15 protein-coding genes are annotated in these 14,862 nt (G+C 62.8%); 11 read left to right on the forward strand and 4 right to left on the reverse strand.

The genetic code is table 11. The features are described 5' to 3' along the window. Positions 1-19: 19 nt before the first annotated feature. The 11 genes from rsfS to C4Q26_RS15115 all read left to right on the forward strand — a co-directional run bounded on the left by rsfS (position 20) and on the right by C4Q26_RS15115 (position 10,362). A complete protein-coding gene (gene rsfS, locus C4Q26_RS15065; protein WP_023382531.1) occupies positions 20-439 on the forward strand; it encodes a ribosome silencing factor in 420 nt (139 codons plus the stop codon). A gap of 9 nt (positions 440-448) precedes the next feature. Next, positions 449-916 carry a 23S rRNA (pseudouridine(1915)-N(3))-methyltransferase RlmH gene (gene rlmH / locus C4Q26_RS15070; protein ID WP_023382530.1) on the forward strand — a complete coding sequence of 156 codons (468 nt, stop codon included), beginning with the start codon at positions 449-451 and terminating at the stop codon, positions 914-916. A 17-nt stretch (positions 917-933) separates the two neighbouring features. Further along, positions 934-2,823 (forward strand): penicillin-binding protein 2, encoded by a 1,890-nt coding sequence (gene mrdA / locus C4Q26_RS15075; protein WP_023382529.1) that lies wholly within the window; start codon positions 934-936, stop codon positions 2,821-2,823. A gap of 38 nt (positions 2,824-2,861) precedes the next feature. After that, entirely contained in the window at positions 2,862-3,965 is a 1,104-nt protein-coding gene (gene rodA, locus C4Q26_RS15080; RefSeq protein WP_049818786.1) for a rod shape-determining protein RodA, read from the forward strand. Positions 3,966-3,982: 17 nt separating this feature from the next. Continuing rightward, on the forward strand, positions 3,983-4,993 hold the full coding sequence (mltB, locus tag C4Q26_RS15085) for a lytic murein transglycosylase B (RefSeq protein WP_104883254.1): 1,011 nt from the start codon (positions 3,983-3,985) through the stop codon (positions 4,991-4,993). Then, positions 4,993-5,994 (forward strand): septal ring lytic transglycosylase RlpA family protein, encoded by a 1,002-nt coding sequence (locus C4Q26_RS15090; protein ID WP_104883255.1) that lies wholly within the window; start codon positions 4,993-4,995, stop codon positions 5,992-5,994. The genes mltB and C4Q26_RS15090 overlap by 1 nt, the downstream gene beginning before the upstream one ends. 156 nt (positions 5,995-6,150) lie before the next feature. Further along, positions 6,151-7,311 (forward strand): D-alanyl-D-alanine carboxypeptidase family protein, encoded by a 1,161-nt coding sequence (locus C4Q26_RS15095; RefSeq protein WP_023382525.1) that lies wholly within the window; start codon positions 6,151-6,153, stop codon positions 7,309-7,311. 75 nt (positions 7,312-7,386) lie between these two features. Beyond that, positions 7,387-7,662, forward strand: a complete 276-nt coding sequence (locus C4Q26_RS15100; protein ID WP_023382524.1) for a DUF493 domain-containing protein — start codon at positions 7,387-7,389, stop codon at positions 7,660-7,662. Then, positions 7,662-8,309 (forward strand): lipoyl(octanoyl) transferase LipB, encoded by a 648-nt coding sequence (gene lipB, locus C4Q26_RS15105; protein ID WP_023382523.1) that lies wholly within the window; start codon positions 7,662-7,664, stop codon positions 8,307-8,309. Before C4Q26_RS15100 ends, lipB begins: the two co-directional genes overlap by 1 nt. A 2-nt stretch (positions 8,310-8,311) precedes the next feature. Next, complete coding sequence (lipA, locus tag C4Q26_RS15110; RefSeq protein ID WP_023382522.1) at positions 8,312-9,328, forward strand: lipoyl synthase; 1,017 nt, start codon at positions 8,312-8,314, stop codon at positions 9,326-9,328. 95 nt (positions 9,329-9,423) lie between these two features. Then, positions 9,424-10,362: an LD-carboxypeptidase gene (locus C4Q26_RS15115; RefSeq protein ID WP_023382521.1), complete on the forward strand. Its 939-nt coding sequence runs from the start codon at positions 9,424-9,426 to the stop codon at positions 10,360-10,362. Between the two features lie 240 nt (positions 10,363-10,602). Here the strand turns inward: C4Q26_RS15115 and C4Q26_RS15120 are convergent, their stop codons facing one another. The 4 genes from C4Q26_RS15120 to C4Q26_RS15135 are packed head-to-tail and all read right to left on the reverse strand — an operon-like array spanning position 10,603 to position 14,857. Next, positions 10,603-11,667 carry a 2,3-butanediol dehydrogenase gene (locus tag C4Q26_RS15120; RefSeq protein ID WP_238346505.1) on the reverse strand — a complete coding sequence of 355 codons (1,065 nt, stop codon included), beginning with the start codon at positions 11,665-11,667 and terminating at the stop codon, positions 10,603-10,605. Between the two features lie 54 nt (positions 11,668-11,721). Beyond that, positions 11,722-12,828: an acetoin dehydrogenase dihydrolipoyllysine-residue acetyltransferase subunit gene (locus C4Q26_RS15125; protein WP_104883256.1), complete on the reverse strand. Its 1,107-nt coding sequence runs from the start codon at positions 12,826-12,828 to the stop codon at positions 11,722-11,724. Continuing rightward, a complete protein-coding gene (locus C4Q26_RS15130; RefSeq protein ID WP_023382518.1) occupies positions 12,825-13,847 on the reverse strand; it encodes an alpha-ketoacid dehydrogenase subunit beta in 1,023 nt (340 codons plus the stop codon). The genes C4Q26_RS15125 and C4Q26_RS15130 overlap by 4 nt, the downstream gene beginning before the upstream one ends. Before the next feature lie 32 nt (positions 13,848-13,879). After that, positions 13,880-14,857 (reverse strand): thiamine pyrophosphate-dependent dehydrogenase E1 component subunit alpha, encoded by a 978-nt coding sequence (locus tag C4Q26_RS15135; RefSeq protein ID WP_027907498.1) that lies wholly within the window; start codon positions 14,855-14,857, stop codon positions 13,880-13,882. Positions 14,858-14,862: the final 5 nt, after the last annotated feature.

Here is a 14,862-nt window from a genome sequence, read left to right on the forward strand (position 1 = left end):
CGAGTTGAAAGAGTTTTTTATGAGCAAGCAGAAAATCAATGGCGAAGAGCTGGTCGAGCTGACCAAGGCAGCGCTGGAAGACGTCAAGGCCCAGGACATCCAGGTCATCGACGTGCGCGACAAGCACAGCCTGACCGACTACATGATCATTGCCACCGGTACCTCCAATCGTCAGATCAACGCGATGCTGGAAAAGGTCCGTGAAGCGGTCAAGGCCAAGGGCGCTCAGCCTCTGGGTGAAGAAGGCAAGGGCGACAGCGACTGGGTGCTGCTGGACCTGAACGACGTCATCGTGCACATGATGACCGCCGCTGCCCGTCAGTTCTATGACCTGGAGCGTCTGTGGCTGGGCGCCGAGCAGAGCCGTTCGGCCGATGGCAAGCACCACAGCCCGGAGAACAGCCACGACTACTCCGACAAGCTCAAGGATCGGGAATAAGGAAGCGTCGTGCGTCTGCGCCTGATCGCGGTCGGCTCGCGCATGCCCAAGTGGGTCGAGGACGGTTGGCATGAATATGCCAAGCGCCTGCCCCCTGAGCTGTCGCTGGAGCTGGTGGAAATCCCGCTGAACACTCGTGGCAAGAATGCCGACGTCGCCCGCCTGATCCGTCAGGAGGGCGAAGCCATGCTGAGCAAGGTTCAGCCTGGGGAACGCATCGTCACGCTCGAGGTCCATGGCAAGCCCTGGAGCACCGAGCAGTTGGCGACCGAGTTGGACCGCTGGCGCCTGGACGCGCGCACGGTGAATTTGATGGTGGGTGGCCCGGAAGGGCTGGCGCCTGAAGTCTGTGCACGCGCCGAGCAACGCTGGTCGCTGTCGCCGTTGACCCTGCCGCACCCATTGGTAAGGATACTCATCGGCGAGCAGATCTATCGCGCCTGGACCGTGCTGTCCGGGCATCCTTATCACAAATGAGCCTGTAAGCCCGCCCGATGTCGCAGCCGATCCGTCTCAAGGACCACGAGAAAGACGCCCGCCTGGTGCGCAACCGCGTCGTGGTCGGCGCGGTTGCGATCATGTTGCTCATCTGCGTGCTGATCGCGCGACTGTACTACCTGCAGATCATCCAGTACGACTATCACTCGACGTTGTCCGAGAACAACCGGGTGCATGTCCAGCCCATCCCGCCAACGCGGGGGCTGATCTTCGACCGCAATGGCGTGATCGTCGCCGACAACCGGCCCAGCTTTAGCCTGTCCATGACCCGGGAACGTGCGGGTAACTGGCAGGAAGTGCTGGATACCATCGTCGAAGTGCTGGAATTGACGCCCGACGATCGCGCGCTGTTCGAGAAGCGCATGCGCCAGGGTCGCAGGCCGTTCGAGCCGGTGCCGATCCTGTTCGAGCTGAACGAAGAGCAGATCGCTCGCGTGGCGGTCAACCAGTTCCGCCTGCCTGGCGTGGAAGTGGTTGCGCAGCTGGTGCGCCACTACCCGCAAGGTGCGCACTTCGCCCACTCGGTCGGCTATGTCGGGCGCATCAACGAGAAAGAGCTCAAGTCCCTAGACCCGGTGAACTACAGCGGTACCCACCACATCGGCAAGACCGGCATCGAGCGCTTCTACGAAGCCGAGCTGCATGGCCAGGTAGGTTACGAGGAAGTCGAGACCAACGCCCGTGGCCGTGTGCTGCGGGTGCTCAAGCGCACCGACCCGAAACCGGGCAAGGACATTGTCCTGAGCCTGGATATCAAGCTGCAGGAGGCTGCCGAGGCAGCGCTGGGTGGCCGGCGTGGCGCGGTGGTCGCGCTTGACCCGCGCACCGGCGAGGTGCTGGCGATGGTCAGCCAGCCAAGCTTCGATCCGAATCTGTTCGTCACCGGCATCAGTTTCAAGGCCTATGCCGAGCTGCGTGACTCGATCGACCGACCACTGTTCAACCGCGTGCTGCGCGGTTTGTATCCGCCTGGCTCGACCATCAAGCCTGCCGTGGCCATCGCCGGCCTCGACAGTGGCGTGGTCAACGCCAGCAGCCGGGTGTTCGACCCGGGTTACTACCAGTTGCCCAACTACGACCACAAGTACCGCAACTGGAACCGCACCGGCGATGGCTGGGTCGACCTGGATACCGCCATCATGCGTTCCAACGACACCTACTTCTACGATCTTGCCCACAAGATGGGCATCGACCGGCTGTCGAGCTACATGAATAAGTTCGGTATCGGGCAGAAGGTCTCCCTCGACATGTTCGAGGAATCGGCCGGCCTGATGCCGTCCCGCGAGTGGAAACGCGCCACCCGTCGCCAGGCCTGGTTCCCCGGTGAGACGCTGATCCTGGGTATTGGCCAGGGCTACATGCAGGCCACGCCGCTGCAGCTGGCGCAGGCCACCGCGCTGATCGCCAACAAGGGCGTGTGGAACCGTCCGCACCTGGCCAAGACCATCGAAGGTCAACCCCCGGTGGACGACAACCCCATGGAGAACATCGTCCTGCGTGACAAGTCCGATTGGGCCAAGGTCACCCATGGCATGGAACAAGTGATGCACAACGCCCGAGGTACAGCACGCAAGGCTGCCCTGGGTGCCCAGTATCGGATTGCCGGCAAGAGCGGTACCGCGCAGGTGGTAGCGATCAAGCAAGGCGAGAAGTACGACCGCAACAAACTGCAGGAGCGCCATCGCGACCACGCGCTGTTCGTTGCCTTCGCCCCGGCTGACGATCCGAAGATCGTGGTCTCGGTGATGGTCGAGAACGGTGAATCCGGCTCTGGTGTCGCCGCCCCGGTGGTGCGTCAGGTCATGGACGCCTGGCTGCTCGACGAAAACGGCCGGCTCAAGCCTGAGTTCGCGCCTGCCACCGTTGCCCAGGAAACGGCTCAGTGAAGAACAATTTCGATCGCATGCTCTCCAGCGAGGACGTGATGCGTCGACGCGCCAGCTTCCTGCAGCGCATCCACGTCGACGGCCCCTTGCTGGTCATCCTGCTGACCCTCGCGGCCGGCAGCCTGTTCGTCCTCTATTCGGCCAGTGGCAAGAACTGGGACCTGCTGCTCAAGCAGGCCAGCTCGTTCGGCATCGGTCTGGTGTCGATGTTCATCATCGCCCAGCTCGAGCCACGCTTCATGGCGCGTTGGGTTCCGCTGGCCTACCTGGCCGGGGTGTTCCTGTTGATCGTGGTGGACGTCATGGGCCATAACGCCATGGGCGCTACGCGCTGGATCAACATCCCCGGGGTGATCCGCTTCCAGCCGTCAGAGTTCATGAAGATCATCATGCCGGCGACCATCGCCTGGTACCTGTCCAAGCGCACCTTGCCGCCACACCTCAAGCATGTGGCCATCAGCCTGGTGCTGATCGGTGTGCCGTTCATACTCATCGTGCGCCAGCCTGACCTCGGCACAGCACTGCTGATCCTGGCCTCGGGGGCCTTCGTGCTATTCATGGGCGGCTTGCGCTGGCGCTGGATCATCAGTGTGCTGGCGGCGGCGGTGCCCGTGGCGGTGGCCATGTGGTTCTTCGTCATGCATGACTACCAGAAGCAGCGCGTGCTGACCTTCCTCGACCCGGAAAGCGACCCGCTGGGCACCGGCTGGAACATCATCCAGTCCAAGGCCGCAATCGGCTCCGGTGGCGTGTTCGGCAAGGGCTGGCTGCTGGGTACCCAGTCGCACCTGGACTTCCTTCCCGAAAGCCATACCGACTTCATCATCGCGGTGCTCGGCGAGGAGTTCGGCCTGGTGGGCATCTGCCTGCTGCTGCTGATCTACCTGTTGCTCATTGGCCGTGGCCTGATGATCACGGCCCAGGCCCAGACCCTGTTCGGCAAGCTGCTGGCAGGTAGCCTGACCATGACCTTCTTTGTATACGTATTCGTCAATATCGGTATGGTCAGCGGCCTGTTGCCCGTGGTGGGCGTGCCGCTGCCCTTCATTAGCTATGGCGGAACTTCGTTGGTGACGCTGCTGTCAGCGTTTGGCGTTCTGATGTCGATCCACACGCACCGCAAATGGATCGCGCAAGTTTGAATAAGGTGAAAATTTTCATGCAAGCAGTGCGTGGCTGGGCTGCCCGTTTTGCGCCCTGGATTGGCGCGTTGGGCCTGTTTGGCGCTGTCCAGCAAGCCAATGCCGGCGATTACGAGGGCTCGCCCCAGGTGGCCGAGTTTGTCAGCGAAATGACCCGTGACTACGGTTTTGCCGGCGAGCAGCTCATGGCCGTGTTCGGCGAGGTCCAGCGCAAGCAGTCGATTCTCGACGCGATTTCCCGCCCTGCCGAGCGGGTCAAGCCGTGGAAGGACTACCGGCCGATGTTCATCACCGACGCACGCATCGCCCGCGGCGTGGACTTCTGGCGCCAGCACGAAGCGACCCTGGCCCGTGCCGAGCAGGAATACGGCGTGCCTGCCCAGGTGATCGTGTCCATCATTGGTGTTGAAACCTTCTTTGGTCGCAACACGGGCAATTACCGGGTCATCGACGCCCTGTCGACCCTGGGCTTCGATTATCCGCCGCGTGCCGAGTTCTTCCGCAAAGAGCTGCGCGAGTTCCTGTTGCTGTCCCGCGAGGAGCAGCTCGACCCGCTCACCCTCAAGGGCTCCTACGCCGGTGCCATGGGGCTGCCGCAGTTCATGCCCAGCAGTTTCCGTAACTATGCGGTCGACTTCGACGGCGATGGCCACATCAACATCTGGAACAATCCCGATGATGCCATCGGCAGCGTCGCCAGCTATTTCAAGCGCCATGGCTGGGTAGCTGGCGAGCCTGTGGTCAGTCGGGCCCAGGTGGCCGGTACACAGGCCGACCAGGGGCTGACGACCGGCATCGAGCCGGTGAAGACGGTTGGGGAGTTGCGAGCGCTAGGCTGGTCGAGTCATGATGCGCTGCGCGATGATCTGCCAGTGACCGCCTTCCGCCTGGAAGGTGAAAACGGCCCCGAATATTGGATGGGCCTGAAGAATTTCTACGCGATCACTCGCTACAACCGCAGCGTGATGTATGCCATGGCGGTGCATCAGCTTTCGGAACAGCTGGTTCAAGCACGGGGCGTCAAGTAATGCGCGCAATCATCTCTGCCAACTCCTTCAAGTTGCTGACCTGTGTCGCGGTCGGCCTGGCGCTGGCCAGTTGTTCGTCCAGCCGCCCAACCTCCCAGCAGAGCGGTAACGTGGTCCGTTCCCAGCCTGGACTGGATATCAACCGTGCCCACAAGGACGGTGCGCCCTGGTGGGACGTGGACGTGAACAAGATTCCCGATGCCACGCCCACCGTGCACACCGGTCCCTACAAGGCCAACCCGTACACGGTGTTGGGCAAGACCTACTACCCGATGCAAGACGCGCGCAATTACCGCGCCGAAGGCACGGCGTCGTGGTACGGCACCAAGTTCCACGGTCAGAACACCGCCAATGGCGAGCTCTATGACCTCTATGGCATGAGCGCGGCGCACAAGACGCTGCCGCTGCCTGCCTATGTGCGAGTGACCAACCTGGCCAACGGCCGCAGTGTGATCCTGCGGGTCAATGACCGTGGACCGTTCTATTCGGACCGGATCATCGACTTGTCCTACGCGGCGGCGAAGAAGCTCGGTTACGCCGAGATCGGTACCGCCCACGTGCGGGTCGAGGGTATCGACCCGCAGCAATGGTGGGCCCAGCGTGGCCAGCAGCCGCCCCTGATGCTCAAGGAGCCTCAGGTGGCCCAGACTCAGCCGATTCCGGCCAGCACCGGGCGCGTCGAGCAGTGGACGCCGCCGCCGCAGCAGCACGCCGCACCTGTGGTGCCGGTGCAGGTTGGCGGCAGCAATGTGCCAAGCGGCAACGGCGGCAGCTTCCTGCAAGTGGGGGCGTTCGCCAACCCAGACGCCGCCGAGCTGCTGCGTTCGAAACTGAGCACCATGGTCAGCGCCCCGGTGTTCATCAGTTCCATCGTGCGTAACCAGCAGACCCTGCACCGTGTTCGCCTGGGACCGATCGGCAGCCAGGGCGAGATCCAGCAGGCTCAGGACAGCATTCGCCTGGCGAACTTGGGGCAGGCAAAGCTGGTCACAGCTGACTGACCCTGTCGACGGCAACAGGGCCGGTACTGAACCATGCCAAACTGTCGGTTTTGTCATGAATTGGCGGGCGCAGGCATGTACAATGGCCGCTTTTGCTGCCGGCCAGGGAACCCTTGCCCTCCGGGCATCAGACCATTAGCGATTTTCGAGAGACGGATGAACATCACCAAGCTTGCCAAACGACTTTGCCTGCCCGTACTGCTGATGATCACGCCTGCCGCTTTCGCGGCGGAGCAGATGATGCCATCGCCACCGCAGCTGGCGGCCAAGTCCTACGTACTCATGGACGCGTCCAGCGGCAACGTGCTGGTCGAGAACAACGGTGACGAGCGTCTGCCGCCAGCCAGCCTGACCAAGCTGATGACCGCTTACATCGCCACCCTGGACATCCGCCGTGGCCAGATCGGCGAGAACGACCCGGTCACCGTCAGCGAAAACGCCTGGCGCACCGGTGGTTCGCGCATGTTCATCAAAGTGGGCAGCCAGGTCACCGTCAGCGACCTGCTGCACGGCATCATCATCCAGTCGGGTAACGACGCCTCCGTCGCCCTGGCCGAGCACATCGCCGGCAGCGAAGACGCGTTCGCCGACATGATGAACAAGACCGCCGCCGACCTCGGCATGAGCAACAGCCACTTCATGAACCCGACCGGCCTGCCGAACCCGGAGCACTACTCTTCGGCCCACGACATGGCCCTGCTGGCGCGTGCGATCATCGACGAGGATCCGGCCCACTACGCCATCTACTCGCAGAAAGAGTTCTTCTGGAACAACATCAAGCAGCCTAACCGCAACCTGCTGCTGTGGCGCGACAAGACCGTCGACGGCCTGAAGACCGGCCACACCGACGAAGCGGGCTACTGCATGGTGGCTTCGGCCGTTCGTGACGGCCAGCGCCTGATCGCCGTGGTGTTCGGCACCAACAGCGAGCAAGCCCGTGCCGCCGAGACCCAGAAGCTGCTGACTTACGGTTTCCGCTTCTTCGAAACCCAGACCTTCTACCAGAAGGGTACCGAACTGGCCCAGGCGCCGGTTTGGAAGGGTGCCACCAGCCAGGTGAAAGCGGGTCTGGCCAACGACCTGACCCTGACTATGCCTAAAGGCCAATTGAAGCGTCTGCAGGCTTCGATGACCATGAACCCGCAGCTCACCGCACCGATCGCAAAAGGTGACGTGATCGGCAAAGTGGAAGTCAAACTGGACGAAAATGTGGTTCACAGCGCCGACCTGATCGCCCTCGACGGCGTCGAGGAAGGTGGTTTCATCCGCCGTATGTGGGATAGCATTCGTCTATTCTTCTACGGGTTGTTCAACTGATACGTGACCTGCCACGCTCCCGCGCATCGTTGCGGGAGCGTTGTTGTTGCCACGGCTTACGAGGCCGTTTCCGCCATGAGCGAAGCTGACGTCAAGTCGCACAAAATCGAATTCCCCTGCGAGGATTACCCGATCAAGGTGATCGGCGATACCGTTGTCGGTTTCCGAGACACGGTGATCGAGATCCTCAGCAAGCACGCCAAAGTCGACCTCCAGACACTGGCCGAGCGCCAGAGCAAGGAAGGCAAGTACACCACCGTGCAATTGCACATCGTTGCCGAAAGCGAGAACCAGCTGCACGATATCAATAGCGCCCTGCGCGCGACCGGCATCGTGAAAATGGTGCTCTGATGCCGCGGTGTCTCGGTTTTCGCGATCTTGGCCTGCAGCCCTATGAACCGGTGCTGGAGGCCATGCGTCGTTTTACCGAGCAGCGTGGCCCGGACAGCCAGGACGAAGTCTGGCTGGTCGAGCACCCCGCGGTCTTCACCCAGGGCCAGGCCGGCAAGGCCGAGCACCTGCTGGTACCGGGCGATATCCCGGTGGTGCAGACCGACCGCGGTGGCCAGGTGACCTATCACGGCCCCGGGCAGTTGGTGGCCTACCTGCTGCTGGATGTACGTCGCCTTGGCTTCGGTGTGCGTGACCTGGTGAGCCGTATCGAGCGCACCCTGATCGACCTGCTGGCCAGCTACGATGTCCAGGCTGCGGCAAAACCCGATGCTCCCGGTGTCTATGTCGATGGAGCGAAAATCGCCTCCCTCGGCCTGCGAATCCGCAATGGCCGTTCGTTTCATGGCCTTGCTCTGAATGTGGACATGGACCTTGCGCCATTCCGCCGAATCAACCCCTGCGGGTACGCGGGGCTGGCCATGACCCAGCTGCGCGACCTGGCAGGTCCGATCGAACTCGACGAGGTCAGGACAAGGCTGCGCGGACAGCTGGTCAAGCACCTCGACTATGCTGAGCAGACGACCCTCACGGGCGGAATCGACTGAATATGACAACTGTGCAAGAAGCCGTGCCGAACCTGACTCCTACCCAGGATTCCACCCCGCGCCCCGCGCCGAAGAAGGTGGAAGCTGGCGTTAAACTGCGTGGCGCCGAAAAGGTCGCCCGTATTCCGGTGAAGATCATCCCCACCGAAGAACTGCCGAAAAAGCCGGACTGGATCCGCGTGCGTATCCCGGTTTCCCCGGAGGTCGACCGCATCAAGCAACTGCTGCGCAAGCACAAGTTGCACAGCGTGTGCGAAGAGGCATCCTGCCCGAACCTGGGCGAGTGCTTCTCGGGGGGGACTGCGACCTTCATGATCATGGGTGACATCTGCACCCGTCGTTGCCCGTTCTGCGACGTTGGCCATGGCCGACCGAAGCCACTGGATGTCGACGAGCCGAAAAACCTGGCCATCGCCATCGCCGACCTGCGCCTGAAGTACGTGGTCATCACTTCGGTGGACCGCGACGACCTGCGCGACGGCGGCGCCCAGCACTTCGCCGACTGCATTCGCGAAATCCGTGCGCTGTCGCCGGGCGTTCAGCTCGAGACCTTGGTCCCGGACTACCGTGGCCGCATGGACATCGCTCTGGAGATCACTGCGCAACAGCCGCCAGATGTCTTCAACCACAACCTGGAAACCGTCCCGCGCCTTTACAAGGCCGCGCGTCCGGGCTCGGACTATGATTGGTCGCTGGACCTGCTGCAGAAGTTCAAGCAGATGGTGCCCCATGTGCCGACCAAGTCGGGCCTGATGCTCGGCCTGGGCGAGACCGACGAAGAAGTCATCGAAGTCATGCACCGCATGCGCGAGCACGACATCGACATGCTGACCCTTGGCCAGTACCTGCAGCCATCGCGCAGTCACCTGCCGGTTCAGCGCTTCGTCCACCCGGATACCTTCGCCTGGTTCGCCGAGGAAGGTTACAAGATGGGCTTCAAGAACGTCGCGTCCGGCCCGCTGGTGCGTTCGTCCTATCACGCTGACCAGCAGGCTCATGAGGCCAAGATCAAGCTCTGATCCTGTGTTGAGTCAGACATGCCGATGCGCGCCGAAAGGCGGCATCGGCATTTTTGTATGAGCATTGTCGGTGAAACACGGTAAGGAGTTACCCAGTGAACAGCGTTGAAACCTTCGAGTCCCGCTTGCTTGCCGCGTTGCCCGTAGGTGCTTGCTTCGCCGTGGTCGCCCCCGCCGGGCCGGCCCGGCTGGATGCGCAAAAAGCCGGCCTGTGGTTTGCCAGCCGGGGCTATCAGTCCCGTATCTATCCGAGCGTCAATCAGGCCCAGGGTTATCTGGCCGGCTCCGACCAGCGTCGCCTGCAGGACCTGCACGATGCATTCGCCGACCCTTCCATCCACGCCATTTTGTGCATGCGTGGCGGTTACGGCAGCATGCGCCTGCTCGACAAGCTCGACTTCGAGCTGATTCGGCGCAATCCCAAACCGTTGATTGGCTACAGCGACATCACCGCGCTGCATACCGCCATCGGCCGTCACAGTGGGCTGGTGACCTTCCATGGGGCGATGCTCAACGCCGACCTGCTGGGCGCCAAGCTCGAGCCCACCGAATCTTCGCTACTGGCGCAGTTGAACGGGCGTCTGGCGGCGGGCGATGCCATCGTCCATCCGGCAGCCTACCCGTTGAGCAGTGTAGTGCCTGGCGAAGCCAGTGGGCGCTTGGTGGGCGGCAACCTGTCGTTGCTGGGGGCTACGATGGGTACCATGGCCGAGGTCGATACCCAGGACAGTATCCTGTTCATCGAAGATGTGAACGAGCCACTGTACCGGGTAGATCGTCTGCTGACCCAACTGCGCCTGGCCGGCAAGCTCGAGGGCGTCAAAGGCGTATTGGTGGGGGACTTCGCCGGCGTTACGGTCGCCGCCATGACGCCGCTGCTGGAGGACATCTTCGCGCCGCTGGGTGTGCCTGTACTGGCCGGGTGGCGCAGCGGGCACTGTGACCCGAATGTGTGTCTGCCCCTGGGGGCGTGGGTGCAACTGGACAGCAGCAAGCAGACCTTGGTGCTGCAGCAGGACCTGTTCCGGTCCTGACCGCCATCGTCAGCAGATCATCCCTGCGGCCTTCAGAAGCGGCCTCGACGGGCAAAAGGGGCGCAACGCGGCCCAAGATCCTGATCGCCCAGTGCACCTAGGCTTTGTACGAAAAGCCTTGAAACTCGGTGATGCTGCGTCGAAAACAGCCTCGGAATGCTCATTTTCAACCCGTAAACTCCGCTTCCTCGGCTGTTTTCGCCTTGCCTGACCTTCGTCCCAAGACCTTTCAGACAGACCCTAATGCCCGCCCGGTGAAACAATGATCTTCACGTTCTGCTCCTTGTTGTTCACCAATTCTTCGAAGCCGAGCTCGACAATTTGCTCCAGCCCGATTCGCCCAGTCACCAGCGGTCGAATATCCAGACGCCCATCGGCAATGAATGCGATCACATCAGCGAACTCGCCATTGTAGGCCAATGCCCCGATCACCTGCTTCTCGGTGGACACCAGTTCGAAGAAGTTGAACTCGCTGGGCTCCTCGAAAATACCCACCAACACGCACTTACCGGCCTTGCGAATGGCATCGATGGCCAGCTTGGCCGTGTGCTTGTTGCCGATGCACTCGAAGCTCACATCGGCCCCAAGCCCGCCAGTGAGCGCGCGAATCTCGGCCAGGGCATCGCACTGGCTAGGGTCGAGCACCACGCTGGCTCCCACTTCCTTGGCCTTGGCTTTGCGTGCCGAGGACATTTCCAGCGCGATCACCTGAGCCGCACCGGCAGCCTTGGCGCACATGATGGTGCAAAGGCCGATGGTGCCTGCGCCTACCACCACCACGTTCTGTCCCAGCAGGCTGCCGGCCTTCTTCACCGCGTGCATGCCCACCGCCAACGGCTCGATCAGTGCCCCGGCCTCCCGTGGGAAGCCCTGTGGCAACCGATACAGCAAGTTGGCGGGCACATTGACCCGTTCGGCGAAGGCACCGTTGTTCATAAGCCCGGTGAAGGCCAGGCGCTCGCAGATGTTGTACAGGCCATGGGTGCAGTAGTAGCAGGTCCCGCAATGCTGGCAGGCATCCGCCGCCACCGGGTCGCCCACGGCATAGCCTTCGACTCCCTCGCCGAGCTTGGCGATTTCACCGCAGAACTCGTGGCCGAGGATGCACTGGCCCTGGATGCCGGTCAGAGGATGCGGCGCCTCGACCGGGATGAACACTGGGCCCGCCACGTATTCGTGTAGATCGGAACCACAGATGCCGCACCAGTCCACCTTGATTTGCACCCAGCCAGGAGGCGGGTCGGCAGGCAGGGGGACCTGTTCGACACGGATGTCATGGCGGCCATGCCAGACGGCGGCGCGCATATGGGTGTGGCTCAGGTCATTCATGATGATTGTCTCCAGACTCACGCAACGGGATCAGTGCTTGCGCAGGAACGCCAACAGTCGTTCGTTGACCTGTTCGGCTGCCTCCATCTGCACCATGTGACCAACGCCAGGCACGACCAGGACCTCGGCCTCCAATCCTTCGGCATGGGCGGCTGGGATGATCGCGTCCTCGGCGCCCCAGACCACCATAGCCGGGTGCTGGCCAAGCACGCTACGCAGGTCGTACCGTTGCCGGTCACCTTCGGCGATGGCCGAGCGCAGCTGTCTCAGTGCCTGGTCCACGCCTTCCAGGCGCTTGAACTTGAGCATGTCTTCGAGCATCTGCCGGGTGACCAGCGCGGGGTCGGCGAACAGCTGGGTCAGCTGTGGCTTGAGGGCGTTGCGGTTGGCCGCCTCGACGAAGCCGTGAAGGTATTGCCCGTTGATCGCATCGCCCAGCCCGGCGCTGGCGACCAGGCTCAGGCTCGCCACCCGTTGCGGCGCCAGGCGCGCCACGTTCAGGCTGACCGCGCCGCCCATTGAATGCCCGGCCAGATGGGCGCGTGGGATGTCCAAATGGTCGAGCAGGGCGAGCACTGTCTCGCTCAGCTCATCCAGGTCGCCCCGCTGCAGTGCCTTGGCCGACTCGCCATGGCCAGGCAGGTCCAGCGCAATTACCCGGCGTTCGGCGGCCAGGGCCGGATGGTTGAACAGCCAGTTGTTGAGGTCGCCGCCGAAACCGTGAACCAGCAGCAGCGGGGTGCCACCTTCACCCAGTTCGAACCAGCGCAGCAGGCGGCCACCCACTTCGGCCTTCTGAGGTGCGGGCCCTTGAGCCTGGTCGGCGGCCCCTTCGGCGACGAACTCGGCCTGGAACTGCTGCACCACCGCGTCGATTTCAGCCTCGCTGGCCTGACCTTCCACCACCACGGCAAGCAACGCACCCACCGGCAGGGTTTCGTCGGGTTGGGCGATCAGGCGGCGTAACACGCCACTGAAAGGCGCCTCGACGCTGCTGCTGATCTTGTCGGTTTCAACGTCCAGCACTTCATCGCCCTTGTTGATCTCGTCGCCTTCCTGCTTGAGCCAGGCATCGACCCGGCCCTCGGTCATCGACAAGCCCCACTTGGGCATGGTCAGGGTATGGATCTGGCTCATGCGGCGCTCCTTGCAGCTTCGATTACCTTGCGCACAGCGGCCTCGATCTTCGCGGCATCCGGGATGTACAAGTCTTCGAGGGCGTCGGAAAACGGCACGGGTGTATGGGGCGCGGTGACCATCTCGATCGGGCCTTTGAGCGAGCCGAACGCTTTCTGCGCAACCAGTGCGCTAATGTCGGTGGCCATGGAGCAGCGCGGGTTGGCTTCGTCGATAACCACCAGGCGGCCGGTCTTCTCCACGCTTTCGAGAATGCTGTCTTCGTCCAGTGGGCTGGTGGTGCGCAGGTCCAGCACTTCGCAGTCGATGCCCTGACGAGCCAAGTTGTTGGCTGCCTCAAGCGCCACATGGACCATGCGCCCGTAGGTCACCAGCGTCACGTCGTCGCCGTCGCGCAGGAAGTTGGCCTCGCCGAAGGGCACCGTGTAGACCTCTTCCGGCACCTCGCCCTGCATGCTGTAGAGCAACTTGTGCTCGCAGAAGATCACCGGGTCGTTGTCACGGATGGCCTGGATCAACAGCCCCTTGGCGTCATAGGGCGAGGCGGGGCAGACCACCTTGAGTCCTGGGATGTGGGTCCACAGCGAGGTGAGCATCTGCGAGTGCTGTGCCGCCGCACGCAGTCCGGCGCCGTACATGGTGCGCATCACCAGCGGAGTGACGGCCTTGCCGCCGAACATATAGCGGAACTTGGCCGCCTGGTTGAGGATTTGGTCCAGGCAGCAACCAGCGAAGTCGACGAACATCAGTTCGCAGACCGGGCGCAGGCCTTGGGTGGCGGCCCCGACGGCGGCCCCGACATAGCCGATTTCCGACAGCGGTGCGTCGAGTACCCGGCCAGGGAATTGGTGGTAAAGACCTTTGGTTACGCCCAGCACGCCGCCCCAGGCATCGTCTTCGCCGGGCGCGCCGGCACCGCCGGCAACGTCTTCGCCGATGATGAACACGCTGCTGTCGCGACGCATTTCCTGGGCCAGGGCTTCGTTGATGGCCTGCTGGTAGCTGATCTTTCTTGCCATGGTGGTTCTCCTGTTGTTCTTGTTGTCCGGGCTCAGGGGTAGGTGACGTAGACGTCGGTGAGCAGGTCTGCAGGCTGTGGCTTGGGATCGGACTTGGCACGGCGCACGGCGTCTTCGATCAGGTCTTCGACGCGGGCGTCGATGGCGTCGAGCTGCTCGTTGGTAAGCAATCCGGCGCGGGTGGTCTTGTTGCGGAACTGCAACAGGCAGTCGCGCTGTTCGCGCAGGTGCTTCACCTCGTCCGGGGCGCGGTAGGTCTGCGCATCGCCCTCGAAGTGGCCGTAGTAGCGGCTGAGCTTGACCTCGATCAGCGACGGGCCTTGCCCGGAACGGGCGCGTTCGATGGCGGCAGCGGCAGCCTCGTGCACGGCGAAGAAGTCGAAGCCATCGATGGTGACCCCGGGCATGCCGAAACCGGCGGCGCGGTCGGCGATGTGGTCGCAGGCCACCGACCAGGTCGAGGCGGTGGCTTCGGCGTAGCCATTGTTCTCGGCGACGAAGATGCACGGCAGGTTCATGATCGAAGCCAGGTTCATCGCTTCGAACACCGCGCCTTCGTTGGAGGCGCCGTCGCCGAAGAAGGCCACCGAAACGTCGTCGCGTCCCTTGAGCTTGGCGGCCAGAGCGGCGCCGGCCACCAGCGGGGCACCGGCACCGACGATGCCGTTGGCGCCGAGCATGCCTTTTTCCAGGTCGGCAATGTGCATCGAGCCGCCCTTGCCGCCGCACACGCCGGTCTTCTTGCCGTAGATCTCGGCCATCATGCCGTACACATCCACGCCCTTGGCAATGCAGTGACCGTGGCCGCGATGGGTGGAGGCGATGCAGTCGCTGTCGCGCAGGTGGGCCATGACCCCGGCGGCGGAGGCTTCTTCGCCAGCGTAAAGGTGGACGAAACCGGGGATCTCGCCGGTGGCGAACTCCACGTGCAGGCGTTCTTCGAAGGCGCGGATGGTACGCATCACTTCGTAGGCATGTAGCAACTGTTCGCAGCTCAGGTGAGTGGACATCTTGT

The organism is Pseudomonas sp. SWI44, assembly GCF_002947915.1.
Lineage (GTDB): Bacteria > Pseudomonadota > Gammaproteobacteria > Pseudomonadales > Pseudomonadaceae > Aquipseudomonas > Aquipseudomonas taiwanensis.

Coding starts and splice junctions, on each gene's coding strand:
- rsfS (WP_023382531.1), top strand. CDS start 20: ATGAGCAAGCAGAAAATCAATGGCGAAGAGCTGGTCGAGCTGACCAAG.
- mrdA (WP_023382529.1), top strand. CDS start 934: ATGTCGCAGCCGATCCGTCTCAAGGACCACGAGAAAGACGCCCGCCTG.
- rodA (WP_049818786.1), top strand. CDS start 2,862: ATGCGTCGACGCGCCAGCTTCCTGCAGCGCATCCACGTCGACGGCCCC.
- mltB (WP_104883254.1), top strand. CDS start 3,983: ATGCAAGCAGTGCGTGGCTGGGCTGCCCGTTTTGCGCCCTGGATTGGC.
- C4Q26_RS15090 (WP_104883255.1), top strand. CDS start 4,993: ATGCGCGCAATCATCTCTGCCAACTCCTTCAAGTTGCTGACCTGTGTC.
- C4Q26_RS15095 (WP_023382525.1), top strand. CDS start 6,151: ATGAACATCACCAAGCTTGCCAAACGACTTTGCCTGCCCGTACTGCTG.
- C4Q26_RS15100 (WP_023382524.1), top strand. CDS start 7,387: ATGAGCGAAGCTGACGTCAAGTCGCACAAAATCGAATTCCCCTGCGAG.
- lipB (WP_023382523.1), top strand. CDS start 7,662: ATGCCGCGGTGTCTCGGTTTTCGCGATCTTGGCCTGCAGCCCTATGAA.
- lipA (WP_023382522.1), top strand. CDS start 8,312: ATGACAACTGTGCAAGAAGCCGTGCCGAACCTGACTCCTACCCAGGAT.
- C4Q26_RS15120 (WP_238346505.1), bottom strand. CDS start 11,667: ATGCGCGCCGCCGTCTGGCATGGCCGCCATGACATCCGTGTCGAACAG.
- C4Q26_RS15125 (WP_104883256.1), bottom strand. CDS start 12,828: ATGAGCCAGATCCATACCCTGACCATGCCCAAGTGGGGCTTGTCGATG.
- C4Q26_RS15130 (WP_023382518.1), bottom strand. CDS start 13,847: ATGGCAAGAAAGATCAGCTACCAGCAGGCCATCAACGAAGCCCTGGCC.
- C4Q26_RS15135 (WP_027907498.1), bottom strand. CDS start 14,857: ATGTCCACTCACCTGAGCTGCGAACAGTTGCTACATGCCTACGAAGTG.